The organism is Cupriavidus sp. GW822-FHT02D05 (assembly GCF_058802485.1).
This window is the reverse complement of sequence record NZ_JBXAOE010000042.1, coordinates 12,691-38,660: the sequence shown is the minus strand read 5'-3', so window position 1 is coordinate 38,660 and position 25,970 is coordinate 12,691. Positions and strand designations below refer to the sequence as shown.

Annotated in this window: 21 protein-coding genes; 8 read left to right on the top strand and 13 right to left on the bottom strand. The window is 67.8% G+C overall.

From position 1 onward, the window contains the following. The first annotated feature begins 12 nt into the window (after positions 1-12). The gene (gene dacB, locus AC1RQK_RS36365) at positions 13-1,548 is read left to right on the top strand and encodes a D-alanyl-D-alanine carboxypeptidase/D-alanyl-D-alanine endopeptidase (protein WP_492814239.1); all 1,536 of its coding nucleotides are present in this window, start codon (positions 13-15) and stop codon (positions 1,546-1,548) included. A 475-nt stretch (positions 1,549-2,023) separates the two neighbouring features. On the opposite strand, the gene AC1RQK_RS36360 is transcribed toward dacB, so the two are convergent. The 8 genes from AC1RQK_RS36360 to AC1RQK_RS36325 form a co-directional block, all read right to left on the bottom strand. Further along, positions 2,024-3,010 carry an L-threonylcarbamoyladenylate synthase gene (locus tag AC1RQK_RS36360; protein ID WP_492814237.1) on the bottom strand — a complete coding sequence of 329 codons (987 nt, stop codon included), beginning with the start codon at positions 3,008-3,010 and terminating at the stop codon, positions 2,024-2,026. Between the two features lie 97 nt (positions 3,011-3,107). After that, complete coding sequence (locus AC1RQK_RS36355; RefSeq protein WP_492376612.1) at positions 3,108-4,352, bottom strand: 5-(carboxyamino)imidazole ribonucleotide synthase; 1,245 nt, start codon at positions 4,350-4,352, stop codon at positions 3,108-3,110. Positions 4,353-4,411: 59 nt separating this feature from the next. Then, the gene (gene purE / locus AC1RQK_RS36350; RefSeq protein WP_267605615.1) at positions 4,412-4,909 is read right to left on the bottom strand and encodes a 5-(carboxyamino)imidazole ribonucleotide mutase; all 498 of its coding nucleotides are present in this window, start codon (positions 4,907-4,909) and stop codon (positions 4,412-4,414) included. Positions 4,910-5,198: 289 nt separating this feature from the next. After that, positions 5,199-6,107, bottom strand: coding sequence for a phosphoribosylaminoimidazolesuccinocarboxamide synthase (locus tag AC1RQK_RS36345; RefSeq protein ID WP_043343946.1), 909 nt, complete (start codon positions 6,105-6,107; stop codon positions 5,199-5,201). A gap of 187 nt (positions 6,108-6,294) precedes the next feature. Next, positions 6,295-7,359 carry a class II fructose-bisphosphate aldolase gene (gene fba, locus AC1RQK_RS36340; RefSeq protein WP_174425967.1) on the bottom strand — a complete coding sequence of 355 codons (1,065 nt, stop codon included), beginning with the start codon at positions 7,357-7,359 and terminating at the stop codon, positions 6,295-6,297. Positions 7,360-7,529: 170 nt separating this feature from the next. Beyond that, positions 7,530-8,966 (bottom strand): pyruvate kinase, encoded by a 1,437-nt coding sequence (pyk, locus tag AC1RQK_RS36335; protein WP_150992693.1) that lies wholly within the window; start codon positions 8,964-8,966, stop codon positions 7,530-7,532. Positions 8,967-8,979: 13 nt separating this feature from the next. Continuing rightward, positions 8,980-9,876, bottom strand: a complete 897-nt coding sequence (locus tag AC1RQK_RS36330; RefSeq protein WP_492814233.1) for a DUF4349 domain-containing protein — start codon at positions 9,874-9,876, stop codon at positions 8,980-8,982. 32 nt (positions 9,877-9,908) lie between these two features. Continuing rightward, positions 9,909-11,117 (bottom strand): phosphoglycerate kinase, encoded by a 1,209-nt coding sequence (locus AC1RQK_RS36325; protein WP_492376614.1) that lies wholly within the window; start codon positions 11,115-11,117, stop codon positions 9,909-9,911. A gap of 361 nt (positions 11,118-11,478) precedes the next feature. On the opposite strand from AC1RQK_RS36325, the gene AC1RQK_RS36320 reads away from it, so the two are divergent. Further along, a complete protein-coding gene (locus tag AC1RQK_RS36320) occupies positions 11,479-12,615 on the top strand; it encodes a helix-turn-helix transcriptional regulator (RefSeq protein WP_492814231.1) in 1,137 nt (378 codons plus the stop codon). A 61-nt stretch (positions 12,616-12,676) separates the two neighbouring features. On the opposite strand, the gene AC1RQK_RS36315 is transcribed toward AC1RQK_RS36320, so the two are convergent. The 4 genes from AC1RQK_RS36315 to AC1RQK_RS36300 form a co-directional block, all read right to left on the bottom strand. Next, complete coding sequence (locus AC1RQK_RS36315; RefSeq protein WP_043343936.1) at positions 12,677-13,000, bottom strand: AzlD domain-containing protein; 324 nt, start codon at positions 12,998-13,000, stop codon at positions 12,677-12,679. Then, positions 12,997-13,851 carry an AzlC family ABC transporter permease gene (locus AC1RQK_RS36310; RefSeq protein WP_492814229.1) on the bottom strand — a complete coding sequence of 285 codons (855 nt, stop codon included), beginning with the start codon at positions 13,849-13,851 and terminating at the stop codon, positions 12,997-12,999. The genes AC1RQK_RS36315 and AC1RQK_RS36310 overlap by 4 nt, the downstream gene beginning before the upstream one ends. Positions 13,852-14,095: 244 nt before the next feature. After that, entirely contained in the window at positions 14,096-15,133 is a 1,038-nt protein-coding gene (locus tag AC1RQK_RS36305) for a Bug family tripartite tricarboxylate transporter substrate binding protein (RefSeq protein WP_492814227.1), read from the bottom strand. A gap of 203 nt (positions 15,134-15,336) precedes the next feature. Next, positions 15,337-18,264 carry a DEAD/DEAH box helicase gene (locus AC1RQK_RS36300; RefSeq protein ID WP_492814261.1) on the bottom strand — a complete coding sequence of 976 codons (2,928 nt, stop codon included), beginning with the start codon at positions 18,262-18,264 and terminating at the stop codon, positions 15,337-15,339. 1,098 nt (positions 18,265-19,362) lie between these two features. Here AC1RQK_RS36300 and AC1RQK_RS36295 point away from each other — a divergent pair. The 6 genes from AC1RQK_RS36295 to AC1RQK_RS36270 all read left to right on the top strand — a co-directional run bounded on the left by AC1RQK_RS36295 (position 19,363) and on the right by AC1RQK_RS36270 (position 24,101). Beyond that, positions 19,363-20,283 carry a branched-chain amino acid transaminase gene (locus tag AC1RQK_RS36295; RefSeq protein ID WP_492373802.1) on the top strand — a complete coding sequence of 307 codons (921 nt, stop codon included), beginning with the start codon at positions 19,363-19,365 and terminating at the stop codon, positions 20,281-20,283. Between the two features lie 120 nt (positions 20,284-20,403). Continuing rightward, the gene (locus AC1RQK_RS36290) at positions 20,404-20,598 is read left to right on the top strand and encodes a zinc-finger domain-containing protein (RefSeq protein WP_006158072.1); all 195 of its coding nucleotides are present in this window, start codon (positions 20,404-20,406) and stop codon (positions 20,596-20,598) included. A 121-nt stretch (positions 20,599-20,719) separates the two neighbouring features. After that, positions 20,720-21,742 carry a lipopolysaccharide heptosyltransferase II gene (gene waaF, locus AC1RQK_RS36285; protein WP_183034520.1) on the top strand — a complete coding sequence of 341 codons (1,023 nt, stop codon included), beginning with the start codon at positions 20,720-20,722 and terminating at the stop codon, positions 21,740-21,742. 57 nt (positions 21,743-21,799) lie between these two features. Beyond that, positions 21,800-22,240: a YybH family protein gene (locus tag AC1RQK_RS36280; RefSeq protein ID WP_150991864.1), complete on the top strand. Its 441-nt coding sequence runs from the start codon at positions 21,800-21,802 to the stop codon at positions 22,238-22,240. Positions 22,241-22,312: 72 nt separating this feature from the next. Further along, positions 22,313-23,380 carry a YheT family hydrolase gene (locus AC1RQK_RS36275; protein ID WP_492373801.1) on the top strand — a complete coding sequence of 356 codons (1,068 nt, stop codon included), beginning with the start codon at positions 22,313-22,315 and terminating at the stop codon, positions 23,378-23,380. Between the two features lie 127 nt (positions 23,381-23,507). Continuing rightward, positions 23,508-24,101, top strand: coding sequence for a DUF2946 family protein (locus AC1RQK_RS36270; RefSeq protein ID WP_492814224.1), 594 nt, complete (start codon positions 23,508-23,510; stop codon positions 24,099-24,101). A gap of 35 nt (positions 24,102-24,136) precedes the next feature. On the opposite strand, the gene AC1RQK_RS36265 is transcribed toward AC1RQK_RS36270, so the two are convergent. Beyond that, positions 24,137-25,849, bottom strand: a complete 1,713-nt coding sequence (locus AC1RQK_RS36265; RefSeq protein WP_492814259.1) for a M48 family metallopeptidase — start codon at positions 25,847-25,849, stop codon at positions 24,137-24,139. Between the last annotated feature and the right edge of the window lie 121 nt (positions 25,850-25,970).

Below are 25,970 nucleotides of genomic sequence, written 5' to 3'. Positions count from 1 at the left end.
CCATGCGTTAACATGGGCACCATGCCGAATCGCCCTTCCCCCATTCTTCACCGCCTGCTGCCGCTTTGCGCCGCCGGGCTGTTGTGCCTCAGCGGCGTGAGCACCGCCGCCGCCAAGACCCCCGTTCACAAGACCAAGGCCGCCCACGCCGCGGCCGAGTCCGCCGAGCCGCGCTCAGGCCTGCCGGGCAGCGTAACGGCCGCGCTCAAGCGCGCGCATGTGCCCGCCTCGGCCACCAGCTTCTACGTGATCAAGGTCGGCGCGCCAGCGCCCCGCGCAAGCTGGAACGCGCAAACGCCGATGAACCCGGCTTCCACCATGAAGCTGGTCACCACCTTCGCCGGGCTCCAGCTGCTTGGCCCCGGCTACCGCTGGCAGACCGCGCTGTACGCCGACAACCAGCCAGGCGCCGACGGCACCGTCAACGGCAACGTCTACCTGCGCGGCTATGGCGACCCCAAGCTGGTGCCGGAAGAAATGGCCAAGCTGGTCAACAGCGCCCGCATCGCGGGCGCCACCACCATCAATGGCGACCTGGTGCTGGACCGCAGCTACTTCGATTCCGCGCTCGACAAAGGCACCACCATCGATGGCGAAACCCAGCGCGCCTACAACGTCAGCCCCGACGCGCTGCTCTACGCCTTCAAGACGCTGTCGTTTACCATCACGCCCGACCCGGCCAACCAGTCGGTCGCGGTATCGGTCACGCCCGCGCTGGCGCAGCTCAAGCTCGACAACCGCCTGGCGCTGTCCCACGGTAAATGCGGCGACTGGTCGGCACGCGCGCGCCCCGCCGTCACGCCACAGCCCGACGGCACCGTGCTGGCCTCCTTCGACGGCAGCTACGCCGCCGACTGCGGCGAACACGTGGTCAACATCGCCACGCTCTCGCACAACGAGTTCACCTGGGGCGGCTTTGTCGCCGAATGGCAACTGGCCGGCGGCCGCTTCACCCACCAGCCAGCCCTGCGCATGGGCCGCGCCCCGCGCAACGCCTTCCTGCTGGCACGCCACTACGGCCAGCCCCTGTCGGAAATCGTGCGCGACATCAACAAGTTCTCGAACAATGTGATGGCCCGCCAGCTTTACCTGACCATCGGCGCGGAGATGGATCGCAGCGGCCCGGCCAGCACCACCCGCTCGGCCAAGGTGGTGCAGCGCTGGCTGGCGCGCCAGGGGCTGGACATGCCCGGCCTGGTACTGGACAACGGCTCCGGACTATCGCGTGAAGAACGCATCAGCGCCTACGATATGTCGCGGCTGCTGCAGCAAGCGCTGGCCAGTGAAGTCGGCCCGGTGCTGATCGATTCACTGCCGATCCTCGGCGTGGACGGCACGCTGCGCAACCGCCTGACGCGCGCCGGCGCGGCCGGCAATGCCTACATGAAAACGGGAACGTTGAACGACGTGCGGGCGCTGGCCGGCTATGTCGATGCGCTGAACGGCGACCGCTATGTGGTGGTCAGCTACATCAACCACGCCAACGCAGCACAAGCCCGCGAAGCCCACGACGCCCTGCTGCAATGGGTGTATCAGGGCGCACCCTGAGTGGCGTGATACTGGCAGCCGGCACGGGAGAAGGTGAGATCGCGCCCTTGCCAGCGCCCGCCCTCTCCCCCGGCCCCTCTCCCACAAGTGGGAGAGGGGAGCCAACCGGCGGGAGATTTTGAACATCGATTCGGTGTAGCCGTGATCCCCGCACGAAGGGCGGGAATCACCCCAGCGCGATGCGAAGCGAGCCGTCAAGGTTCACCTAGGCCGTATGGGGCGCCTCGGGATTCGGCGAAAAGAGCGGAAACGAGGGACCCATGTCTGAGTATCGCCTTAAGGCGATGCGAGTTTGGGTCCCGGCCGCTCTTTTCGTCGAAGCCCGAGGGGGTGTCGCCCCATCCGGCGCGCCTTCTTTGCCTACTTTCTTGGCAAGACAAGAAAGTAGGTCGCCGCCCCGCAGGGGTGGTGAAACTGCAGTTGCAGTTGCCCTTGACGTCAAGCAGCTGAAGTTGAAGCTGACAACCCCAAACGCCTACCCCCCAAACGCAGCCGCAGCTCTCTGCAACCGATCCCGAACCCCATCCCACTCATGCCCAGCCGGCAAGGCCTCAAACACCAGCCGCGCAAACCCCTCCCCATCCAGCCGGCGCAACAAGCTATAAAGCGCCCGCGCATAACCCTCGGCATCGGCAGGCGCCTCTACCCACACACACCGCGGATCGGCAGCCGCCTGAACACCAACCCACGCCACCAGCGCGTCGGCGGGCAAATCGACCAGTTGCGCAGGCAGATCCGCGGCAGAGCACAAACCCAACGGCGTATGCGGCGCGTAGTGCGCCTTCAGCGTACCTGACGCGCGCGGCGCGGCAGCATCCGGCGGCAACGGCGTGACGCCCAGCACCTGCGCCATCATGGCCGGCGTGATGGCGCCCGGGCGCAGCAGCACCGGGCCAATGCCCTGCTCCAGCCGCGACAGGTCCACGATGGTCGATTCGATGCCCACCTCAACGTCGTCGCCTTCCAGCACGAAGACCGCATCGCCAAACTCGTCGCGCACGTGCTGCGCCGTGGTCGGGCTAACCTGCCCAAACTTGTTCGCGGACGGCGCGGCAATGCCGCCACGGCCACGCTTGAAGCGGCCCAGCAGCGCCTGCGCAACCGGATGCGACGGGCAACGCAGGCCAATGCTGTCCTGGCCGCCGGCAACCGCCGCCGGGATATGCGCCGCGCGCTTGAGGATCAGCGTAAGCGGGCCGGGCCAGAAGGCGTCGATCAGGTCTTGCGCGGCCGGCGGCACATCGTCCACCCAGTAGCTGATGTCGCCGCCATCCACCACGTGCACGATGATCGGGTGATTGGACGGGCGCCCCTTGGCCGCGTAGATACGGGCGATGGCCTCGGGGTTTTCCGCGTCGGCGCCCAGGCCGTAGACCGTCTCGGTCGGGAAGGCGACCAGCTCGCCGGCCTCCAGCAGTTGGACCGCTTGGTCAAGTTCGGCGGACGTGGGCATGCGCGACATCGGGGATCTCTGAGGTAGCGTTACTACGAAGCTTCGAAACTACGGAGCTGCGAAAGCAGGAAAACGGAAAAGCCCGGCGCATGCGCCGGGCATGCCATCAAGGCGCGATGTGCAGCGCCGTCAGGGCCGCATCGAAGGCGCGCTCGGCGTCGGCCGCCGCGCCGCCCACGCAATTCACATGGCCCATCTTGCGCGAGGGGCGCGCATCGCTCTTGCCATACAAGTGCAGCTTGGCGCCGGACTGGGCCACGACTTCGTCCCAGGCCGGCGTGCGTTCCAGGCCGAATTCGAACCACACATCGCCCAGCAGGTTGAGCATCTTGCCGGCCGAATGCTGGCGCGTGCTGCCCAGCGGCAGGCGCGCCATGGCGCGCACCTGCTGCTCGAACTGGCTGGTCTCGCAGGCGTCCATGGTGATGTGGCCGGAGTTGTGCGGGCGCGGCGCCATTTCGTTGGCGACCAGCGAGCCATCTGTCAGCACGAAGAACTCGATGCACAGCACGCCCACATAGCCCATCTCGGTGGTGATGGTGGCGGCCGCGGCGCGGGCACGCGCGGCGATCTCGTCGGAGACGCTGGTGGACGGCATCACGGTGGAGAACAGGATGCCGTCGCGGTGCACGTTTTCGGCCAGCGGCCAGGTCGCCGTGGTGCCGTCGGCAGCGCGCGCGGCCAGTACCGAAACCTCGTAGGCCAGCGGCAACATCTTTTCCAGCACACACGGCACGTGCTGCATGGCGCGCCACGCTGCACGCACGTCTTCGCGGGTCCTGACACGGGCCTGGCCCTTGCCGTCATACCCCATGCGCGCGGTCTTGAGGATGCCGGGCAGCAGGTCCTCGGGCACCTGGTCGACGTCCGCGTCGTGCTGGATCACCCAGTGCGGCGCGGTGGGCACGCCGGTGCGCTCGGCGCAGGAAGCGAAGAATTTCTTCTCGCCGATGCGGTTCTGCGCGATCGACACGCAATAGCCGCGCGGCGCGACGAAGGCGCCGAGTTGCTCCAGCCGGTCGAGCGAGAGCGAGGGCACGTTCTCGAACTCGGTGGTCACCGCCGGGCACAGCTTGGCCATCTCGGCCAGCGCGGCTTCATCCGTATAGGCCGCGCAGATGTGCTTCTCGGCGATGGTGCCGGCCGGGCTGTCCTGGTCCGGATCGAGCACGCAAACCTTGTAGCCCATCGACTGCGCGGCATGGGTGAACATGCGGCCGAGCTGGCCGCCGCCCAGCATGCCTAGCCAGGCGCCGGGCAGCACCGGCGCGCTGGGATTGTCGATGCCGAACTCGGCACGCGACTCCGGCGTGTGGGCTTCGACCAGGTGGGGATGGATATCGGTTGGCATTGCGCGTCTTTCCGGATTCGGGGGCTTGGGGCTAGTCGGTGTGCGTGCGAATGTGCGTATTACACCGGCAGCGTCATGGCGCGGGCAGCTTCGGTCTGCTTGGCGCGGAACGCTTCGAGCGCGGCGGCCAGCGCGTCGTCGGTGGTGGCGAGCGTGGCAATGGCGTGCAGCGCGGCATTGGCGGCGCCCGCTTCGCCGATGGCGAAGGTGGCAACCGGCACGCCCTTGGGCATCTGCACGATCGACAGCAGCGAGTCCTCGCCACGCAGGTAGCGCGACGGCACCGGCACGCCGAACACCGGCACGATGGTCTTGGCGGCGATCATGCCGGGCAGGTGCGCGGCACCGCCGGCACCGGCGATGATGGCGCGCAGGCCACGCGCGCGCGCGGTGGCGGCGTACTCGAACATGTCGTCGGCCATGCGGTGGGCGGAAACCACGCGTGCCTCGAAGGCCACGCCGAAATCCTTCAGCATGGCGACCGCGTTCTGCATCACGTCCCAGTCGGAACTGCTGCCCATCACAACGCCGACCAGCGGCTTGGCTGTATTGCTCACGTTAAGTCCTTAAAAATCTGTCTGGCGCGTGGGGATCGCGCCAACCTTCGTCCTGCGTTGGTTCGCTCCCCTCTCCCGCTTGCGGGAGAGGGGGGGGGGGGAGAGGGCGGGCGCTCGATGCGCCTGCGAGCCGTCAAAAACCATTGGCTCTGCTTCAGGTGGCGCCTAGCTAAGCCACCCCTCTCCCCGGCCCCTCTCCCCCTGAGGGGAGAGGGAGTAAACGCCATTGGGCATTTCAAGCAGCATTGGCGCACCGGCCGGCTTCGGCCAGCGCCAGCGCCGCTCACCATTACTGCAGTTCCTCGCCGGTCAGGCGCGTCAGCGCCTCGCGGTACTTGGCGGCGGTCTTCTCGATCACGTCGGCGGGCAATGCAGGCGCCGGGGCGGTCTTGGGCCAGGGCTTGCCGTCGATGCGCACGGCTTCCAGCCAGTCGCGCACGAACTGCTTGTCGAAGGACGGCGGGTTGGTGCCGACTTCGTACGAATCCGCGGGCCAGAAGCGCGAGGAGTCGGCGGTCAGCACTTCGTCCATCAGCGTCAGCGTGCCGTTCTCGTCCAGGCCGAACTCGAACTTGGTGTCGGCGATGATGATGCCGCGGGTGGCGGCGTAGTCGGCCGCTTCCTTGTACAGGCGGATCGAGATGTCGCGCATCTGGCGGGCCAGGTCGGCGCCGATGCGCTCTTCCGTTTCAGCGAAGGAGATGTTCTCGTCGTGCTCGCCCATCTCGGCCTTGGCCGCCGGGGTGAAGATCGGCTCGGGCAGCTTCTGCGCGTTCTGCAGGCCGGCGGGCAGTTCGATGCCGCACACGCTGCCGGTGGCCTGGTAGTCCTTCCAGCCGCTGCCGGCCAGGTAGCCGCGCACCACGGCTTCCACCAGGATCGGCTTGAGGCGCTTGACCACCACGGCGCGGCCTTGCACCTGCTCGACTTCGGCCGGGCTCACCACGGTCTCGGCGGCAATGCCGGTTTCGTGGTTCGGCACGATGTGAGCCAGCTTCTTGAACCAGAAGTTGGCCATCTGGTTAAGCACGCGGCCCTTGGCCGGGATCGGCTCGCCCAGGATGACGTCGAAGGCCGACAGGCGGTCGGTGGTGACGATCAGCAGCTTGTCGTCGCCGACGGCGTAGTTGTCGCGGACCTTGCCGTGGCCGAGCAGCGGCAGCGAAGTGATGGAGGACTGGTAGAGAGCGTTCGACATGGTGTTTCGGTGGTTCGGTGGTTCCGATGGAAGGCACTAACAGAATGATTCTGGCGCCGGGCCAGAACAACTGCTTCGCTTCATTTTGTTAGCGCTTTTCAGCGCCCCGGCGCCGGAGCCTGAAAAGCGTCGTCCCCGCGCCTGCCCCGTTTGACGGGATCGGGGCGGGGACGGCACGCGGTCCTGCTTACTGCACGACCTGGGCGAGTTCGCCCGACTTGTACTTCTGCGCGATGGCGTCGAGCGAGACCGGCTTGATCTTGGCGGCCTGGCCTTCGCAGCCAAAGGCGACATAGCGTGCCTTGCAAACCAGCTTGGCGGCTTCGCGGGCCGGCTTCAGGTATTCGCGCGGGTCGAACTTGCTCGGGTTCTCGGCAAAGAAGCGGCGGATCGCACCGGTCATGGCAAGGCGGATATCGGTGTCGATATTGATCTTGCGCACGCCGTACTTGATGGCTTCCTGGATTTCCTCGACCGGCACGCCGTAGGTTTCCTTCATGTCGCCGCCGAACTGGCGGATTTCCGCGAGCAGTTCCTGCGGGACCGACGACGAGCCGTGCATCACCAGGTGGGTGTTGGGGATGCGGGCGTGGATTTCCTTGATGCGGTTGATCGCCAGGATATCGCCAGTGGGCTTGCGGGTGAACTTGTAAGCGCCGTGCGAGGTACCGATGGCGATCGCCAGCGCGTCCAGCTGGGTGGCCTTGACGAAGTCGGCGGCTTGCTCAGGGTCAGTCAGCAGCATGGAATGGTCCAGCTTGCCTTCGGCGCCGATGCCGTCTTCCTCGCCGGCTTCGCCGGTCTCGAGCGAGCCCAGGCAGCCAAGCTCGCCTTCCACGGTCACGCCGATGGCGTGCGAGAGCTGCACCACCTTGCGGGTCACTTCGATGTTGTACTCGTAGTCGGACGGGGTCTTGCCGTCTTCACGCAGCGAGCCGTCCATCATCACCGAGGAGAAGCCCAGGTCGATCGCGGCCTGGCAGATCGCCGGCGACTGGCCGTGATCCTGGTGCATCACCACCGGGATATGCGGATAGGCTTGCACTGCGGCTTCGATCAGGTGGCGCAGGAAGTGCTCGCCGGCGTACTTGCGCGCGCCTGCGGATGCTTGCATGATCACCGGCGCATTGACTTCGTCGGCGGCCTGCATGATGGCCTGAACCTGTTCCAGGTTGTTCACGTTGAAGGCGGGCAGCGCGTAGCCGTTTTCGGCGGCGTGGTCGAGCAGCTGGCGCATCGATACGAGTGGCATGTCAAACTCCTAAAGAAAGAATGGGGTGTCTCGTTTAATGATTTAATGATCTGGTCGAGCTGGTCGATCTGGTCGTTCTTTGCTGTTCGCGCAAGACACCGTCTCAACGCGATTTATCCTGGGTGATCCTGTGCGCTCAGGCGCCGGCTGTCTGTCCGGCGCGGCACATATCAGGCGCCAACCCGGACAATCTTCAGCGTATTCGTGCCACCCGGCTGGCCCATCGGCTCGCCAATGGTCAGCACGATAAAGTCGCCGCGCTGCACAACGCCGCGCGACAGCAGCAGTTCCTCGGCCTGTTCCAGCGCGGTGTCGCGGTCGGCGCTGGCTTCCAGCGGCAGCGGCACCACATTGCGATAGAGCTGCATCTTGCGCTGCGAGGCCAGGTTGGGCGTCATCGCGTAGATCGGCACATGGATGCGATGCCGGCTCATCCACAGCGCGGTGGCGCCGGAATCGGTCAGCGCGGCAATGGCCTTTACCTGCAAATGATAGGCGGTGAACAGTGCGCCCATGGCGATCGACTGGTCGATGCGGCCAAAGGTCTGGTTGAGGAAATCGGTGTCGAGCTGGACCACCTCGGACTTCTCCGCCTCGACGCAGACCGCGGCCATGGCTTCCACGGTTTCCACCGGATAGCGGCCGGCGGCGGTCTCGGCCGACAGCATCACGGCATCGGTGCCATCCAGCACGGCGTTGGCCACGTCCGACACCTCGGCGCGCGTGGGCACCGGGTTGACGATCATGCTCTCCATCATCTGGGTGGCGGTGATGGTCAGCTTGTTGGCCTCGCGCGCCAGCCGGATCATGCGCTTTTGCAGCGCGGGCACGGCCGCGTTGCCCACTTCCACGGCCAGGTCGCCGCGGGCCACCATGATGCCGTCGGAGGCCTGCAGGATCTCTTCCAGCACGCCCGGGCGGATCGCCTCGGCGCGCTCGATCTTGGCGATCATGCGGGCCTTGTGCTGGTGCGGCTGACCGGCCACCGCGGCAAGCTGGCGCGCCATTTCCATATCGGTGGCGTTCTTGGGAAAGCTCACCGCGACATAGTCCGCGCCCAGCGCCATGGCGGTCTTGATGTCTTCCATGTCCTTGGCGGTCAGCGCCGGCGCCGACAGGCCGCCGCCCTGGCGGTTGATGCCCTTGTTGTTGGACAGCTCGCCGCCGATCCGGACCGTGGTGAAAATCTCGTGACCTAGCACGCGGTCCACCACCAGCACGATCAGGCCATCGTTGAGCAGCAGCAGGTCGCCCGGGCCCACGTCGCGCGGCAGGTCCTCGTAATCGAGGCCGGCGCGTTCCTGGTTGCCCAGGGTGCAGGTAGCGTCGAGGATGAAGGGCTCACCCACGTTCAGCGTGATCTTGCCGTGCTCGAACTTGCCGACGCGGATCTTCGGCCCTTGCAGGTCAGCCATGATGGCGACTTCCCTGCCGCAGGCCTTGGCGGCCTCGCGCACCAGGCGGGCGCGCTCGATATGGTCCGCGGCTACGCCGTGGGAGAAATTCAGGCGCACCACGTCGACCCCTGCCGCGATCATGCGCGTGAGCATTTCCAGCGTGCTGGAAGCGGGGCCGATGGTAGCGACGATCTTGGTGGAACGGGTCATGAACTGATTTTCCTTATCGAGGGCCAGCGCCGTCCGGCGACGCCGGCACGGCTTGCTTCCTGCGCGCCGCGCGGCGCCGGCGCCAGGCCAGCGCAAACCACAACAGCGGCACACCAACCAGCAGCCACGGCAGCGCGCCGGCGGCCACGCGGATCAGCATGGCCAGGCTGCCGAGGAACAACTCGGCGATATCGTTAAAAGCGTCGCGCAGCGGCGATACCTTTCGTTGGCTGACAAAGCTCTCGCGCGCAACGAAATCGATACGGACTTCGTTGCGGTCTGTTTGCGCCGCCAGCATCTTGCGCAGGCCGTGGATGGTATCCAGCTCGCCCTGCACGCGCGCCAGTTCGCGCTCCAGCTCGATCACGTCGCGCAGCGGGCCGCGCGCATTCTGCAGCATGGCACGCAGGCGGTCGCGCAGCTCGGTGGTGTTCTTGATGCGGGCCTCGGCATCGATCACCTGGTCTGTCTTGTCTTCGCTCGACACGGCGTTGGATACCACCGTGCCGCCTTGCTCCGCCGCTTTCAGCAGATCCGGCAAGGCCTTGGGCGCGATGCGCGCGCGCAGCTCGCCGCGCGGCGGCGCACCATCGCGGCTGCGGGTGAAGGCCGCCTCCAGCAACTCGCAGCCGAGCGCCTGGCAGCGTTGCACCACGCTCTTCCAGCCAGTCTCCAGCGCGTCGGCGGAATTCTCCACCGTCAACGCGTACTTCAGCGCCAGGTAGCGGCGCTCCGCCTCCTGCTGCTCGCTCTGGCCGCCTCGCGCCAACTCGCCGGCGGCCATCCCGCCGGCCGCGGCGGCGGCCAGGGGACGCCCCTCTGGCGCGCCGCCGCCCGGGCGGCCGCACGCGCTCAGGGCCAGAAGCGAGGCGGCCAGCAGCAACGCCGCCAGTCCACGCTTGCTGGCCATGCCAGTGCCAAACCCTCGCAAACCCGCCACCCTCAGCCCGCGGCGCGCTGTTCCAGCACCTCGAACGCGGGCAGCTTCTTGCCTTCCAGGAATTCCAGGAAGGCGCCGCCGCCGGTGGAGATGTAGCCCACCTGGTCAGCGATGCCGTATTTGGCGATGGCCGCCAGCGTGTCGCCGCCGCCGGCGATCGAGAACGCCTTGGACTCGGCGATGGCTTGGGCCAGCACCTTGGTGCCGTTGCTGAACTGGTCGAACTCGAACACGCCGACCGGGCCGTTCCACACGATGGTGCCGGCCAGCTTGAGCTGGTCCGCCAGCATCTGCGCGGTCTTGGGGCCGATGTCGAGGATCATGTCGTCGTCGGCCACGTCCTTCGCGTCCTTGACGGTGGCAACAGCGGTGGCGCTGAACTCCTTGGCGCACACCACGTCCACGGGGATGGGCACCGAGGCGCCGCGCGCGGCCATGAGATCGATGATGGTGCGCGCATCGGCCACCAGGTCAGCCTCGGCCAGCGACTTGCCGATCTTCAGGCCGGCAGCCAGCATGAAGGTATTGGCGATGCCGCCGCCGACGATCAGGTTGTCGACCTTGCCGGCCAGCGTCTTGAGGATGGTCAGCTTGGTGGACACCTTGGAGCCGGCGACGATTGCCACCAGCGGACGCGCCGGCTGGCCCAGGGCCTTGCCCAGCGCATCGATCTCGGCAGCCAGCAGCGGGCCGGCGCAGGCGATGGGGGCGTATTTGGCGATGCCGTGGGTGGTGGCTTCGGCGCGGTGCGCGGTGCCGAAGGCATCGTTCACGTAGACGTCGCACAGCTTGGCCATCTTCTGGGCCAGTTCGTCGCTGTTCTTCTTTTCGCCCTTGTTGACGCGGCAGTTTTCCAGCAGCACCACTTCGCCGGGCTTGACCGTGCTCACTTCGCCGTTGCCGTCGACCCAGTTCTGCACCAGCTTGACCGGCTTGCCGAGCAACTCGGCCAGGCGCGTGGCCACAGGCGCCAGCGAATCCTCGGGCTTGAACTCGCCTTCGGTCGGGCGGCCCAGATGCGACGTCACCATCACGGCGGCGCCTGCCTGCAGGCAGGCTTCGATAGCGGGCACGGAGGCGCGGATGCGGGTATCTTCGGTGATTTGGCCGGCGTCATCCTGCGGCACGTTCAGGTCGGCGCGGATAAAAACCCGCTTGCCGGCAATTTTGCCTTGGGAGATGAGATCGGAAAGACGCAGGACAGAGGTCATGGCGGTGGCTGGAGAGCGAAAATCGGGGAAAATCGGCATTTTACCTGATCGCAAGGGCCATTTTGCGGGATTGCGCCCCGGATGCATCCGCCAGTGGGTGCCCCGTTCGCCACATGCGGCGAGTAGCGTGCCGCATCCTTGCAACGCACCCCCTGAATGAGGGGTGCGACAATTGCACTGCGTCTCGTACGCTGATGCCAAAGCGCGCAATGTATGCACAAGTCGGCACAAGATAAGCACGCAAAAACATAGCCAGAGGCCCGCCTCAGACGGGACCCAAGGCACTGGCGCCGGACGCGCTTACAGGAAGCGGCGTCGGCGCCACGCGGCTAGCGCCGTTGTCGCGAAGGCAGGGGTAACCATGAACGAAGACATGCACGGGGCAATCCGTGGCTTGTACGAAGGGATTCTTGACGCGCAGGCCTGGCAGCGAAGCCTGCACACCTTGAGCAACATCGTAGGCAGCGCGCACGCATCGATGATCGTGCGCGACACCGATCGCGACCTGATGACGGTCAACGAGGTCGTGCGCCCGGTGCAGGAGCTGTTCAGCGCCTACGAGAAGGAGTTCCACACGCTGGATCCGGGCAAGCTGTTTGCCCACAACCTCTCCCCCGGCGAGTGGTACATCGACGCGCGCGATTTCGGCGAAGGCGCGATGCAGCGCAGCCCCTTCTATCGGGAGTTCTTCCACCGCTTCGACCTATGCTCCTACGCAGCCTGCCTGGTCGAGCGAAAGCCCCACTACGAGGTGTATTTCGCGCTGCAGCGCTCGTTCTCGCAAGGCAATTTCACGCCAGCGGATGTCAGCGCGCTGGACTGGGCGCTGCCTCACATGCGCAGCGCCATGGCCATGCGCGACCGCACCATCGGGCTGTCGACGCTGGCGCAACTGTCAGGGCAGATCCTGGAGCGCCTGTCGTTCGGCGTGATCGCCTTCTCGCCCGAGCGGCGCGTGCTGCTGAGCAATGGCATCGGCGAGCGCTGGGTGCGGCGGCTGGCCCCCGCCGGCAAGACTGGCGAGTGGCAGTTGTCGCGCTCGCTGGCCGACATGGTGACGGCCGCCTGCGCGCCGCGCAGCACGGTACCGGCGCAGGCGGCAATCGCCCGCCATGGCAACGGCGCCTGCGCGCAGCTGATCGTGCTGCCGCTGCCGCCCTCCCACATCTTTGCGCTGCCTTGGCAGCAACCCGCCGCGCTGGTGGTGATCCATGAAGACGCGCAGGCACCGGCGGAACTGCCGCAACTGCTGCGCGAAGTCTATGGACTGACGCCCGCCGAGACCCGCCTGGCGAGCCTGCTGGCCACCGGCATGGGCCTGCCCGAAGCCAGCGAGCGCCTGCACGTGCGCCACGAAACCGCGCGCAGCCAGCTCAAGGCGGTATTCCTCAAGACCGGCGCCAGCACGCAGGCCCGCCTGACGCGGCTGCTGACCCAGTTGGGCACGGCGCTCGGCCCCGGGCCGCAAGGGCCGAGCGACGCCAGCGATGCGGCCTAGCGGATCGCGCCTTCTCGCGCCTTCTCGCGCCTTCGGGGCCCGGCGTTCGCCCGGCCCCGGCTCAGCCGAGCAGCCGCATGGCGGTATAGACCGCCATGCCCGCCACGATCATGCCCACCATGCGCCGCGTCACCAGGTAGAACACCAGCGCCACCGCGCCGGCCACCAGCTTGTAGTTGCTGGGAGCCAGCGTGAAATGCCCCTGCCAGGTCATCAGGTCGGGCAGGATGATGGCCGCCAGCGCCGCCGCCGGCGCGTAGCGCAGCGCGCGCTGGATGCGGTCTGGCACCGTCACGCGCTCGCCCGCCATCAGGAACAGCGCACGCGTGACGATGGTCACCAGCGCCATGCCGACCAGCGCGATCCAGATCTCGAGATGGCTCATGCCCGGTCCTCTGCCGCCGCAGCCGCTGACTGGGCCGCTGACTGGGCCGCTGACCGGGCCGCCGCCTGCGCGGGCGCATGCTCGGCCTTGCGGCGGCGGATGCCCCGCAAGGTCGCGCGCGCCGCCAGTTCGTCGCTGGCCATGCCGGCCGCGATCGCCCCCACCACCGCCGCCACCAGGCCGAGCCGGTAAGGCAGGTCGAAGCACAGCAGCGCCAGCGCGGAAGCCACCGCCACCGCCAGCAGCGTCGAGCGCGAGCGGATGGTCGTGACCATCACGGGAATCAGCGCCAGCGTGCCTGCCAGCCCCAGGCCCCAGCTGTCCGGGAACGCGCTGGCCAGCACGATGCCGATGATCGACGAGACCTGCCACATGGCGAAATTGGTCAGCGCCATGCCCCAGAAGTACCCTTCCTTGCCCGGCTCATGGCCTGGCGTGGCATAGCGCTGCATGAAGTAGACGAAATGCAGGTCGCCGTTGAACGACCCCAGCAGCGTGCGGCGCCACAGCGGCAGGTAGCTGAAATGCGGCTGCAGCCCCGCGCTGAAGATCACGAAGCGCAGGTTGACGATGGCGGCGGTCAGCCACACCGTCCACAACGGCAGGCCCGCCGCGAACAGCGGCAGCACGGACAACTGAGCCGAGCCCGCATAGACCAGCAACGACATGCCGATCGCCTCGGGCACGTTCATCACCGACTTGCTCATGGCCACGCCCGTCACCAGTCCCCAGGAGAACACGGCAGGCAGGGAAGGCGCGAAATAACGCGCCCCCTCGATAAAGCCAGCCCGCTCGGCCGGGGCAAAACGATGCCAGGGACGCAGCAGGGCCTGGGGCGGTCGGAAGGTCATAGCTGAAGGATTGGGGGGATGGCAGCCGCCGGGGGCGGGGCTAGCCCTTGGGCTTAGGGGGAATTGGGCATTATAGGGGGAGTGGGAGGAGGTGGTAAGTGGTTGCTTAATTTGCGGGGTTGGTCGCTTTTTTTTTGAGCGGCGTTGGTTTTTGGACCCAAAAACCAACGCCGTATCAGATCAAAGCCAAATCAAACAGCAAGATCCAACGGTTCTGCCCTTGCCCCCAACAACCAACGCCATATCAATCAATCGACGCCCCAACACTCCTAACCACCCCCGCCCACTTCTGCCGATCCGCCTTCACCGTAGTCCGAAACTGCTCAACCGTCTCGATCCGCGGCGAATTCCCCGCCTCGATCAGCTTCTGCCGGATCGCCGGCGTTTCCAGCGCGACCTTGACCGCATCGTTGATCTTCTTGCTGATCTTGGGATCCAGCCCCTTGGGGCCGAAGAAGCCAAACCAGATGGTGCTGTTGAAGCCGGGCAACCCGCTCTCGGCGATCGTCGGCACTTCGGGAATCACCGCCACGCGGTTCTTGGTGGTCACGCCAAGCAGCCGCACCTTACCGGCGCGATATTGCGGCAACACGCTCTGCACCTGATTAAAAATGCAGCAGACCTCGCCCTTGAGCACGGCTTGCAGCGCATCGGGGCCACCCTTGTATGGCACATGGACCATATCCAGGCCGGCGCGCGCGTTGAATTCGGCGAAGGCCAGGTGCGTGCCGGTGCCGTTGCCGGTCGACGCGTAGTTGTACTTGCCGGGATTGGCCTTGACCTTCTCGATAAACTCCTTGACCGACTTCACGTCGATCACGGCGGGGTTCACGGTCAGCACGTTGGAGACTTCCACCAGCGGCGCGACGGGCGTGAAATCGGCTTCGGCGTCGAACGGCAGGCTCTTGTACAGGGCGGGGTTGATGCCGTGGGTGGCGGCGGTGCCGAGCAGCAGCGTGTAGCCGTCGGGCTTGGCATGGGCCACCACTTCGGAGGCGACATTGCCACCGGCGCCGGGGCGGTAGTCATAGATGATGGTGGCCTTGAGCGACTTCTGCAGCGATTCCTGCAGCGTGCGTCCCACCATGTCCACGCCGGAACCGGCGGTAAAGCCCATCAGGATGGTGATCGGCTGGGTCGGCCAGGCCGGGTCCTGCGCGCGGGCCGGAGCGGCCACCGTGCCTAGCGCGGCCAGCAGGCCAAGGCCGGCGGCCAGGCGGGAAGCACGGAACGAACGGGACTGGAAAGCGGACGAGATGCGGCGGGTAGCAGTGCGGAACATGGGGGTACCGTCGAAAAAAGGAATGCGGGTCGGGGCTGCCGGCCGGGGTCTGGCGCCCCGGGCCAAAACAGCAAGATACCAACGATCCGCCGCATTACCAACGATGGAGTTCGCTTGAGGGTATGCCATGTTGGTATAAGCAGACATGGACCGGGGTCCCGCCGCCGCCCGCACAGGCGAAAGGCGAAAGCGCCCCTGCACCCCTAGCTGCGCAACAGCCCCACCAGTTCGTCGATGTCCGGCAGCGCCGCCGCCGTGCCGATGAAGCCGGCCCCGCCGTCCTCGCCCGCCTCCAGGATGCCATCGGCCAGCGCGCGCTTGCCGTGATGCAGCGTGAGGATACGTTCCTCGATGGTGCCCGCGCTGATCAGCCGGTAGACGGTCACCGGGCGCTGCTGCCCGATGCGGTGGGCGCGGCCCATGGCCTGGTCCTCTGCCGCCGGGTTCCACCAGGGGTCGGCGATGATCACGTAGTCGGCTGCCGTCAGGTTGAGGCCGAAGCCGCCGGCCTTCAGGCTGATCAGGAAGACATCGCCCTCGCCGGCCTGGAACGCCGCCACGCGCCGCGTGCGCTCGGCCGCCGGCGTGGCGCCGTCGAGGTACTGCCAGGCCAGGCCGGCCTCGTCCAGCCCCCCGCGCAGCAGTTGCAGGAAGTCGACGAACTGGCTGAAGACCAGCGTCTTGTGCCCGTTGGCGGCCAGCTCGCCCGCCAGTTGCACGAAGGCGCGCACCTTGGCGCCCGCCTGCCCGCGTTCCAGTTGCAGCTCGGGCGTGACCAGGCGCGCGTCGCAGGCGGCGCGCCGCATCCGCATGAGTTGCGCCAGCACATGGATGCGCGCCTCGGCGGCGGGCTGGCCGGTGGCGGTCTTGCGGGCCTTCGGGCCTTTGACCACGGCCTCGGCTTCGGCGAGCGCCTGGCGGCGCAGCGCCTCATAGTGGGCCGCCTCGATCGGGTCCTGCTCGATGCGCAACACCAGCTCGGTGCGCGGCGGCAGTTCGTCCAGCACCTGGGCCTTGGTCCGGCGCAGCACGAACGGCGCGATCATGCGGCGCAGCCGCTGGGCCGCCTCGCGCACGCCATTGCGCTCGATCGGCACGGCGAAGTGCTCGTTGAAGCGGACCAGCGAGCCGAGCAGGCCGGGGTTGCAAAAGCGCATGATCGACCACAGCTCGGCCAGCCGGTTTTCCACCGGCGTGCCCGACAGCGCCATGCGGAAATCGGCCCGCAGCTCGAACACCGCTTGCGAGCGTTTGGTGGCGGCGTTCTTGAACGCCTGCGCTTCGTCGGCCACCACCGTGTGCCACTCGCGCTGGCAGAAGGCATCGCGCGCCTGCAGCAGCAGCGTGTACGAGACGATCACCACGTCATGCGGGCCGGCCTGTGCCAGCAAGGCCGCGCGCTCGCCCTCGGCATAGATGTGCACGCGCAGCGTCGGCGCGAAGCGCCTTGCCTCTGCGGCCCAGTTGCCGCACACGGAGGTCGGCGCGATCACCAGCGCGGCGCCGCCATCGGCGCGCCCCAGCATCACGGCGAGCGCCTGCAGCGTCTTGCCCAGCCCCATGTCATCGGCCAGACAGGCGCCGAAGCCGGCCTCGGCGAGCGACATGGCCCAGCGGTAGCCGTCTTCCTGGTAGGGCCGCAGTTGCGCGGCCAGGTTGGCCGGCAGCACGGCGTCACTGTTGCGCGCCCGGCGCAGCCGCGCCACGCGCTGGCGGAAATGCTGGTCGGGGTCGATGCCGGCGCCGGCCAGCACATCGTCCAGCCAGGGCGCCGCCATCAGCGGCACCTTGATGCCGTCGGGCACGTTGTGCGCCACGCTGGCCAGGTCGCGCAGCCTGGCGCGCAGGCTGCGCGTAAGCGCCACATACACGCCCTGCCCCATCGGCATGAAGCGTCCGGCATGGCTGCCGGCCCAGGCCAGCAACTGGCCGAGCTGCAGCACCAGCCCCTCGGCCACGCCCAGTTCGCCGACCAGCTTGAACCATTCGCTTTCGGTTTCGATATGCACCGCCAGTTGCGGGATGTCGGCGCCCACCACGCGGATTTCCTTGCCCCGGGGCCATTCCACCGCCAGCACGGCGGGTAGCCCGGGCAACTGCTCGACCACCGACAACGCTTCCTCCGGGTCGGCCAGGGTCCAGTCGTATTCGCCACTTTCCGGCGAGCGCGGCACCAGGAAGGGCAGCGCGTCGAACACTTCAGCCACGCTCGCCAACTCGGCCTTGAGGTCGCGCACCGTGGCCAGGCTCTCCCCCTTGACCGCCGCCATCAGCCGCTCGCGCCCGCTACCCGGGGCCAGCCGTGGCCCGAGGGGGCCCAGCGGCGTCACCACCAGGCGCAGCGAAAGGCCTTCACCCAGCGGGGACAACTCGGCGCGCAGCCGGCTCTCGGTCTCGAGTTCGCGGGCGCTGCCGTCGTGGTCGGAGTGCACCTGGAAATGACCGGACAGCGCGCGCAGCGTGGCGTCAAGCTGCGCATGGGCCTCGGCCGGCACCGCCAGCCCGTCGGCGATCAGTTGCGCCGCGCCCTGCTGCGCCGGCGTGAGGCGGATCACACGCAGGCGCTGCGAGCCTTCGCGCAGCACGGTGATCTGGCGCAAGGCGTCGGCGTCCGCGCGGCTGCCGGCGGGCAGGAAGCTGTCCATCGCCGGGGCCTCGCGCACCGGGGGCGAGACCCGCAAGGTGTAGCGGCCGCCCTGGCGCACCACTTCCAGCGTGGGGGCGCCCTCCACCACTTCCAGCGTCTGCTCGGGCGCCTGCGCCAGCACCACGCCCGGATGCCCGACCAGCGCCAGCATGGCGGCGGCGCGATCGAGCACGTAGCGGCGGTGATAGGACTGGTCGCGGCGCACCGCCCGGGCGACACGGGCGTCCCACGGCTCCAGCCGGTCGTCTTCGGCAAGGCGGGCCAGCGGCACGGGACGCGGCTTGTTCCAGCCGCGCGCTCCGCGCTGCTGCTCCAGCGGCTCGATGGTGCCGACCGCGCCGTCGGCGTCGATGGTCAACGCCCACAACAGGCGGCTGGCGCTGGCGCCGTCGGGCGCGCGCGTCTCGCCCGCCAGGGCCTGCAACGCTTCGAGCGCGAGCCGCCAGCTTTCCTGGCGCTGGCCGGCGAAGAAAGTCTGCGGCACCGGCTCGCCCGCCTCCAGCGCCAGCGCGGCGTCCAGTTGCTGCGCGAACCAGTACAGGCCACAGCCTTGCAGGCGCGCGCGCAGCGCCGCAACGGCCTCGGCGCGGGCGGCCGCCGGCTGGCGCCGTCCGCTGGCTTGCTTCACGTCGCCGAGCCAGGCGCGCAGCAGCACGCGCCAGAACTGCGCGAGCGGCGGCACCTCGGGGCGCAATTCAAACGCGGACTCGTCCAGCCGCGCATCCCCCTTGTGGACGGCCAGGACGTGGCACCACAGCCCCCAGCGCTCGGTCGGCACCGGGCTGCGCGTGCCCGCTTCCGCCTGGCAGAACTTGCGGGCTTGTTCGAGGTGGGCCGGCGTGCGCTGGGCCAGCAAGGACAGCGGGTAGCAAGGCGCCAGCGAGGGCGGCAACAAGCCGGTACGCTGGCGGCTTTCGGCCCGTAGCCGCTTGAGCGCGGCCTCGAAGCCCGCCTGGGCGGCTGGCCAGTCGCCTTCCTGCAAGTGGGCAAAAGCACGCAGGGCGTCGCCATCGCCGCCGCTGGCGTTGCCCGTCGTAGCTAGCAAGGCCAGGGCCGCCGGGCGCTCGCCGGCGTACAGCCGGCCCTCGGCCAGCGCGGTGCGAATGGGGACCGGCAGCGCCTGCGGATCATCGGCGTGGCGGGCCAGTCCGTAATCCAGGTAGGGCTGCAAGCGGGGATCCCAGTCGAAATAGAGACAGTCCAGGATCGCCAGCAAGATGCGCCAGCGCCAGGGTGGCACCACCCGGTCCAGCAACGCGGCGTCGCCGCTGGCCAGCGCCGCTTCCACCAGCATTTCGGCGCGCTCGGCTCCCTGCCCCCAAGGCGCCAGCATTTCGCCGATCGCCGCCTCCGGGGCGCCTGAGAACAGCATCTCGCGCAGCCGCCTGGTGTGCATGCGGCCTGGTGATTCACGATGGGAGGCGGAGGGTCCAAACGGCGGCGGCAGGGTCACGGGCGGCAGTGGCGGCATACACAATGTGATGATTTTAGACCCCGGCGGGCCCGCGCCCGCGTTGGCACAGGGGGTCCCGGGGTTTACAATGTCTCTTTTGCATGGCTGGCGGCGCGCAGGGAGTGAACCATGTCGATGGCGGATCGCGACGGAAAAATCTGGATGGACGGCAAGTTGATCGAATGGCGCGATGCCAAGGTCCATGTGCTGACCCATACCCTGCATTACGGCATGGGCGTGTTTGAAGGCGTACGCGCCTACAAGACGCCGGCCGGCACCGCGATCTTCCGCCTAAAGGAGCACACCCGCCGCCTGTTCAACTCGGCCAAGATCTTCCAGATGCAGATGCCGTTCGACGCGGCCACGCTGGAGGCCGCGCAACGCGAGGTGGTCAAAGCCAACCAGCTCGAGTCCTGCTACATCCGCCCGCTGGTCTGGATCGGCTCGGAAAAAATGGGCGTCTCGGCCAAGGGCAACACCATCCACGTGGCGATTGCCGCGTGGCCGTGGGGCGCCTACCTGGGCGAGGAAGGCCTGGAGCGCGGCATCCGCGTCAAGACGTCTTCCTTCACCCGCCACCATGTCAATGTATCGCTGGTGCGGGCCAAGGCCAGCGGCTATTACATCAACTCGATCCTCGCCAACCAGGAAGCCACCAGCATGGGCTACGACGAAGCCCTGCTGCTGGATACCGAAGGCTACGTCAGCGAAGGCTCGGGCGAAAACGTGTTCGTGGTGCGCGACGGTGTGATCTATACGCCTGACCTGGCCTCGTGCCTGGACGGCATCACCCGCGACGCCATCCTCACCATCGCCCGCGACCTGGGCATCGAGGTGCGCGAGAAACGCATCACGCGCGACGAGGTGTACTGCTCGGACGAAGCCTTCTTCACCGGCACCGCGGCCGAGGTCACGCCGATCCGCGAGCTCGACGACCGCGTGATCGGCGAAGGCCGCCGCGGCCCGGTGACGAGGCGCGTGCAGGACGCCTTCTTCTGCGCGGTCGGCGGCACCAATGAACAATACAGGCACTGGCTGACCGTGGTCTGACGCCACCCCGGGACCCGAAAAGCCGCCAGGCAACCACGAACCGTTTAACCAGTTAACCAGTCATACTTCAGTCCATCCAACAGACTAAAGATTAAAAACGAAAGCCATCCCCGCAACACCATGACGCAAACCGCCTCCCTGATCGAAATCGGCGCGGAAGACCTTCCGCTGCACTGCCCCACCGGCAACACGCCGACCTGGAACTACCATCCGCGCGTCTTCCTCGACGTGACCGACACCGGCGAAGTGAAGTGCCCGTACTGCGGTACCGTCTACAAGCTCAAGCCCGGCACCGTGATCAAGGGTCACCACTGACACGGCCCACGCTTGACCGCACCACCCCGATGCTCCGGCCCGCCCTGCGGCGCGCTGGAGTGTCGGCGTGCGTGGCGCGCGCAGCTTGCGCCACGCCCACCCTTCCGGCAGCGCCCCATTCATGAAAAAAGCCCTCGTCATCGCCCCCAACTGGATCGGCGACGCCCTGATGGCGCAGCCGCTCTTCACCCTCATGAAAGCGCGCCATCCGCGCCTGCAGATCGACGCCCTCGCCCCTAAATGGGTGGCGCCGGTGCTGGCCCGCATGCCCGAGATCCACCAGGTCTTCCCCAGCGAGCTGGCGCACGGCAAGCTGCAGCTCTCGGCCCGCCTGATGTTCGCCCAGCAGCTCAAGAACGAAGGCTACGATGCAGCCTATGTGCTGCCGAATTCGCTCAAGTCCGCGCTGATCCCCTGGCTGGCCGCTATCCCGCTGCGCGTCGGCTATCGCGGCGAAGCCCGCTTCGGCCTGCTAAATATCCGCCACGGCAATCCGCCCCGCGACCAGCGCCCGCCCATGGTGGAGCACTACGCGCGGCTGGCGCTCAAGCCCGGCGCCCGCCTGCCGGAAAACCTGCCCGAGCCGCGCCTGCGGACCGATCCGGTGCGCATGGCCAAGACCGCCGAGCGATTCGGCATTGCGCCGCAGACGCGCCTGATCGCGTTCTGCCCGGGCGCGGAGTTCGGCCCGGCCAAGCGTTGGCCGGCCGCACATTTCGCCGAGCTGGCGCAGATGCTCAAGCGCTCGTTCCCGTATGCGCAAATGGTCACGCTGGGCTCGCCCAAGGACGCCGAGATCGCCGACGAGATCGTCAAGGCCGCGCCCTTCGTGCGCAACCTGTGCGGCCAGACCTCGCTGGACGATGCCGTCGACCTGCTAGCGATGTCGGAAGCCGCCGTGTGCAACGACTCCGGCCTGATGCACGTCACCGCGGCGCTGAACCGGCCACAGGTGGCGGTGTTCGGCTCCAGTGACCCGCGCCATACACCCCCGCTGTCGCAGGCTGCGAGTATCATGTGGCTGCAGCTCGAATGCAGTCCGTGCTTCAAGCGCGAGTGCCCGCTTGGCCACCTGCGCTGCCTGAAGGACATCGAGCCCGAAATGGTGTTTGTGGAGCTGCGCAAGCTCCTGCACCGGGCCTGAAGCGCTGACCCGCCGTTCGTGTTTATCCGGCCAACGAATCCCTGAGCCCAGTCCACCATGCCTCGTTTTGCCCGCCTGTTCGATTCCGCCGAAGACATCGTAGAAGCCTTTCGCGAGGCCATGAAGCTACGCGATGCCGACGGCGCGCTGCGCCTGTGGCTGGATGAGGACTCGGTTACCTGCGTGATGCCGGACGGCCAGCGCCTGATCGGCCATGAGCACCTGCGCCAGGCCTTTGCGCAGTTGCTGGACGTACAGCCAGTGCTGATCGACGTGATCGAGACCAGCAGCCATACCTCGATGGGCGTCGCCATCTTCGACGTGACCGAAGCCCTGCGCTTTGGCGACGACCGCGTCGAAGCCGACCTCTATGTGCACACCACCTATGTGCTGATGCAAAACCACGAGGGCTGGCGCCTGGCGCACATCCATTGCAGCCCGGCCAACGCCGCCCAGGTCGCGACCGTGAGCACGGCGCCAGGCCAGGCCCTCCACTAGGATTGGACGCGCGCGTGACGGGCCGGCCAGCCCGTCACGCCGCGCCGCTTGACCGCCTATCGCCTTGCAGGCATGAGCCAGCTTCCGCCTTCGCACCACCGGCCCGCGCCGGACGACCTCCGCGCCACCGACCCGTTCGGCGGCGGCCGCCGCATGCCCTGGTGGCTCGCCGGCGGCCACGCGCAAACTATCATTCCGGCGCGCTTCACGCAGCGCCCGCCGCGCGTGGCCTTCAAGCGCGAGCGCTGGACCGCCCCGGACGATGACTTCGTCGACCTGGACTGGACCACGCACCCGGTCACGCCCGATACCCCGCTGCTGGTGATGTTCCATGGCCTGGAGGGCGACTCCGGCAGCCACTACGCGCAGGCCATGATGCATGCGCTGGCGGCGCGCGGCTGGCAGGGCGTGATCCCGCACTTTCGTGGCTGCTCGGGCGAGCTGAACCTGGCGCCGCGCTTCTATCACTCGGGCGATGCCGAGGAACTCCACTGGATCCTGGAGCGGCTGCACCGGCAGTATTGCGGCCACGGGCGCAAGCTGCTGGTGGTGGGCATTTCGCTCGGCGGCAATGCCCTGCTGCGCTTGCTGGGCGAACAAGGCAGCGCCGCGGGGCATATCAGCGCGGCAGCATCGGTCTCGGCGCCACTGGACCTGGCCGGTGGCGGCGCGGCGCTGTCGCAAGGCTTCAACATGCTGTACACGCGCATGTTCCTGCAAACCCTGAAACGCAAGTCGCTGGCCAAGCTGAGCCAATATCCCCGGCTGTTCGACCGCGAGGCCATGCTCGCCAGCCGTGACCTGTACGCCTTCGACAATATCGTGACGGCGCCGCTGCATGGCTTTCGCGATACCGATGACTACTGGGCGCGCGCGTCCAGCAAGCCGGTGCTCGGCGAAATCAAAGTGCCCACGCTGGTGCTCAACGCGCGCAACGATCCCTTCCTGCCGGCGCGCCACCTGCCGGGTCCCGCTGATGTCAGCCCGCAGGTCTGGCTGGAGCAGCCCGAGCACGGTGGTCACGTCGGTTTCATGACACCGCGCGAAGATGGGCTGCGCGCGCTGCCGGTGCTGCCCTTTGCGGGGCATATCGAGTGGCTGCCAGCGCGCATCCTGCGGTTTTTCGACGCCGTGGCTTAGCGCTGTGGATTGGCGCCGAGGATTAGCGCCGTGGAATTGTTTCGGGCCGCACCCGCGGCTCAGCGTCACCAGAACGAATGCGAGCAGGATGCCCGGACACGGGGGGTCCCGCAAGGAGGCACCGAAAATGGATGAGACAGTCAAGCAAGCCATGGCCCGCTGGCCCAACGTCCCCAACTGCTACGGCTGGCTGGCGCTGGACCGGCGCGGGCAATGGCGCCTGCGCAACGAGTACGCCCAGCAACACGGCCTGTCCGGCGACCCGATCCGCCACGAGGCGCTGATCGCCTTTATCGAGCGCAACTACCAGCGCGACGAGCGCGGTGGCTGGTATTTCCAGAACGGCCCGCAGCGCGTGTTCGTGTCGCTGGCCTATGCGCCGTGGATCGTGCGGCTGCACCAGGGCAAGCTGCGCACCACCTCGCAGCGCGCCTTCACGCTGCACGGCTGCCATGCGGACGAGCACGGCAATGTAGTGCTGGTGGGCACGGTGGAGGGTGAAAGCGCTGGCGGCCCGCAAGCCGCGCTGCTGCACGACCACGACCTGGATGGCTTTAGCAGCGCCTGCACCTGGCACGGCGAGGCCTGCGGCGGCAATCTCGGCGTGTTTCATTTCAACGGCGCCGACGTGCAGATCGAGCCGATCGCCGAGGACGAAGTGCCGGCGCGCTACGCCTTTGTGCGCCAGCCGCAACCGCCTGCGGGAGAACAGGCGGCCTGAGCAGACGGCCTGAGCAGGCGGCCTGAGCCTGGGCGTCAGTTAGGCATGCCCTTGTTGTCCTGCTTTTCCTCGCGGTACTGGCGCTCCAGCTGGTGCAGCCGCGCATCGACTTCCGACAGCGTGTAGAAATCGCCGTCGCCCGCCTTGCGTGCGATCTGCAACTGCTCGATGGCGGCCTGGTAGGCACCATCCACGGCGTATTTCTCCGCCAGCGCCTGGTGCTGCTGCACGCGCCGGCCCTGCGCGGCATAGGCCCGCGCCAGCATGTCCCACCACTCGGAGCGGGCGATTTCCTCGCGCGTGCGCTCGCGCAGGAAGGTCACCGCCTGGTCCGTGCGGCCTGCGCCAAGCAAGGTCGCGGCATAGCTCAACGCCACCGCGTGCGACAACGGGAACGCTCTCATCGACGCCACCACCTGGTTCAGCGCGTCCTGCTGCCGGCCCTGGGCACGCGCCAGCTCGATCGCCATCACATCCAGCATGGGGCTGCCCGAGGTAGCGCCCGGGATCGTGCCGTACAAGCGGCGGGCTTCGGCCAGCGACTGCTCAGCCGCGGCATTGCGGCCCAGCCGCTGCTCGGCAAACGCGATGCCGTAGTGGAGCGCAGGCAGGCGCGCCGGCGAGGCCGACGCCAGTTGCGTCTGCAGCGCCGCGCGCGCGTTCTGCAGATCGCCAGGCGAGGTTTCCTGCAGGATGCGGGCGCGCATCCGCGCGAACTCATACTCCGGCGTGCTCGCCACGTGGCGCACCGCCACATGGCTCACGCGGTCCTGCATGTCGGCGATGCGCTCCGAGGTGAGCGGGTGGGTGCGCACGTACGACGGCACCGAGCTTTCCGAAATCCCCATCACGCGCTGCAGCCGCTTGAAGAAGTCGGGCATGCCCTGCGGGTCAAACCCGGCAGCGGTCATGATCTGGAAGCCGACCCGGTCGGCCTCGCGCTCGGCGCCGCGCGAGAAGGACAGCTGGTTGGACACCGCCGCCGCCTGCCCGCCCATGGCCAGCGCCGCAGCCGCGTCCCCGCTCTTGGTGGCGGCCAGCCCGGCCAGCACCATCGAGGCCAGCGCGATCCACATCGACTGGTCCTGCGTGGTGATGCCGCGCGCGATATGCCGCTGCATCACGTGGCCGATTTCGTGGCCCAGCACCGAGGCCAGCTCGGACTCGGTGTCGGACTGCACCAGCAGGCCGGTGTGCACGCCGATATACCCGCCGGGCAGCGCAAAGGCGTTGATGGTGCGGTCGCGCACCGCGAACAGCTCGAACCCCGTGGCAAAGGTGCCAGCGCCGGTGGAGCCGGAGATGTTCTGCCGGCGCGCCGCCTGCACCAGGCGATAGCCAAGCGCGTTCAGGTAATCGGCCAGCAGCGGATCGGACACGTAGTCCGGGTCGCGCCGGATGTCGCGCATGATGCGGTCGCCCAGGCGCCGCTCCATGTCGGGCGTGAGCGACGCGGTGGACGGATCGCCCAGGTCGGGCAGCTGCACGCCGGAGGTCTCCACCACGGTGTTGTTGCTGCGCAGGCCAAAATCGGACTTCTGCCCCGCCTTCACGCTGCGGTTCAGGTTGTCGTAGACCTGGTCGCTGCCGTCGCGGTTATCGCTCCCCGCTGCGGCGGCGGCCGCTGCGGTACGCGTGGAGTCGTTGAGCAACGGGCGCTGCTGGGGCCAGGCGGGCAGCGCGATGGTCAGCGCCACCAGCGCCACCAGCGAGCGGCGGGCAAGGCCCACGGGCGTCCTGGAAGGCATGAGGCGCGCCTGGCGGGCAGGCGAGGAGAGCGCTCCGGCGAGCGTTTGGTTCTTGCGCATGTTGCTATGATAGCGGCCTCCGGAAGCCATTCCCATCGGGCGTCGCCCGGTCTTGCCACGC

What these genes read in the sequence shown, in the direction of transcription:
- AC1RQK_RS36330 (WP_492814233.1), bottom strand. Translation starts at nt 9,876, where the DNA reads ATGGCCAGCAAGCGTGGACTGGCGGCGTTGCTGCTGGCCGCCTCGCTT.
- AC1RQK_RS36320 (WP_492814231.1), top strand. Translation starts at nt 11,479, where the DNA reads ATGAACGAAGACATGCACGGGGCAATCCGTGGCTTGTACGAAGGGATT.
- AC1RQK_RS36355 (WP_492376612.1), bottom strand. Translation starts at nt 4,352, where the DNA reads ATGCCAACCGATATCCATCCCCACCTGGTCGAAGCCCACACGCCGGAG.
- AC1RQK_RS36325 (WP_492376614.1), bottom strand. Translation starts at nt 11,117, where the DNA reads ATGACCTCTGTCCTGCGTCTTTCCGATCTCATCTCCCAAGGCAAAATT.
- AC1RQK_RS36295 (WP_492373802.1), top strand. Translation starts at nt 19,363, where the DNA reads ATGTCGATGGCGGATCGCGACGGAAAAATCTGGATGGACGGCAAGTTG.
- AC1RQK_RS36315 (WP_043343936.1), bottom strand. Translation starts at nt 13,000, where the DNA reads ATGAGCCATCTCGAGATCTGGATCGCGCTGGTCGGCATGGCGCTGGTG.
- pyk (WP_150992693.1), bottom strand. Translation starts at nt 8,966, where the DNA reads ATGACCCGTTCCACCAAGATCGTCGCTACCATCGGCCCCGCTTCCAGC.
- fba (WP_174425967.1), bottom strand. Translation starts at nt 7,359, where the DNA reads ATGCCACTCGTATCGATGCGCCAGCTGCTCGACCACGCCGCCGAAAAC.
- AC1RQK_RS36360 (WP_492814237.1), bottom strand. Translation starts at nt 3,010, where the DNA reads ATGTCGCGCATGCCCACGTCCGCCGAACTTGACCAAGCGGTCCAACTG.
- AC1RQK_RS36310 (WP_492814229.1), bottom strand. Translation starts at nt 13,851, where the DNA reads ATGACCTTCCGACCGCCCCAGGCCCTGCTGCGTCCCTGGCATCGTTTT.
- dacB (WP_492814239.1), top strand. Translation starts at nt 13, where the DNA reads ATGGGCACCATGCCGAATCGCCCTTCCCCCATTCTTCACCGCCTGCTG.
- AC1RQK_RS36305 (WP_492814227.1), bottom strand. Translation starts at nt 15,133, where the DNA reads ATGTTCCGCACTGCTACCCGCCGCATCTCGTCCGCTTTCCAGTCCCGT.
- AC1RQK_RS36345 (WP_043343946.1), bottom strand. Translation starts at nt 6,107, where the DNA reads ATGTCGAACGCTCTCTACCAGTCCTCCATCACTTCGCTGCCGCTGCTC.
- AC1RQK_RS36265 (WP_492814259.1), bottom strand. Translation starts at nt 25,849, where the DNA reads ATGCCTTCCAGGACGCCCGTGGGCCTTGCCCGCCGCTCGCTGGTGGCG.
- AC1RQK_RS36290 (WP_006158072.1), top strand. Translation starts at nt 20,404, where the DNA reads ATGACGCAAACCGCCTCCCTGATCGAAATCGGCGCGGAAGACCTTCCG.
- AC1RQK_RS36280 (WP_150991864.1), top strand. Translation starts at nt 21,800, where the DNA reads ATGCCTCGTTTTGCCCGCCTGTTCGATTCCGCCGAAGACATCGTAGAA.
- AC1RQK_RS36275 (WP_492373801.1), top strand. Translation starts at nt 22,313, where the DNA reads ATGAGCCAGCTTCCGCCTTCGCACCACCGGCCCGCGCCGGACGACCTC.
- waaF (WP_183034520.1), top strand. Translation starts at nt 20,720, where the DNA reads ATGAAAAAAGCCCTCGTCATCGCCCCCAACTGGATCGGCGACGCCCTG.
- AC1RQK_RS36270 (WP_492814224.1), top strand. Translation starts at nt 23,508, where the DNA reads ATGGATGAGACAGTCAAGCAAGCCATGGCCCGCTGGCCCAACGTCCCC.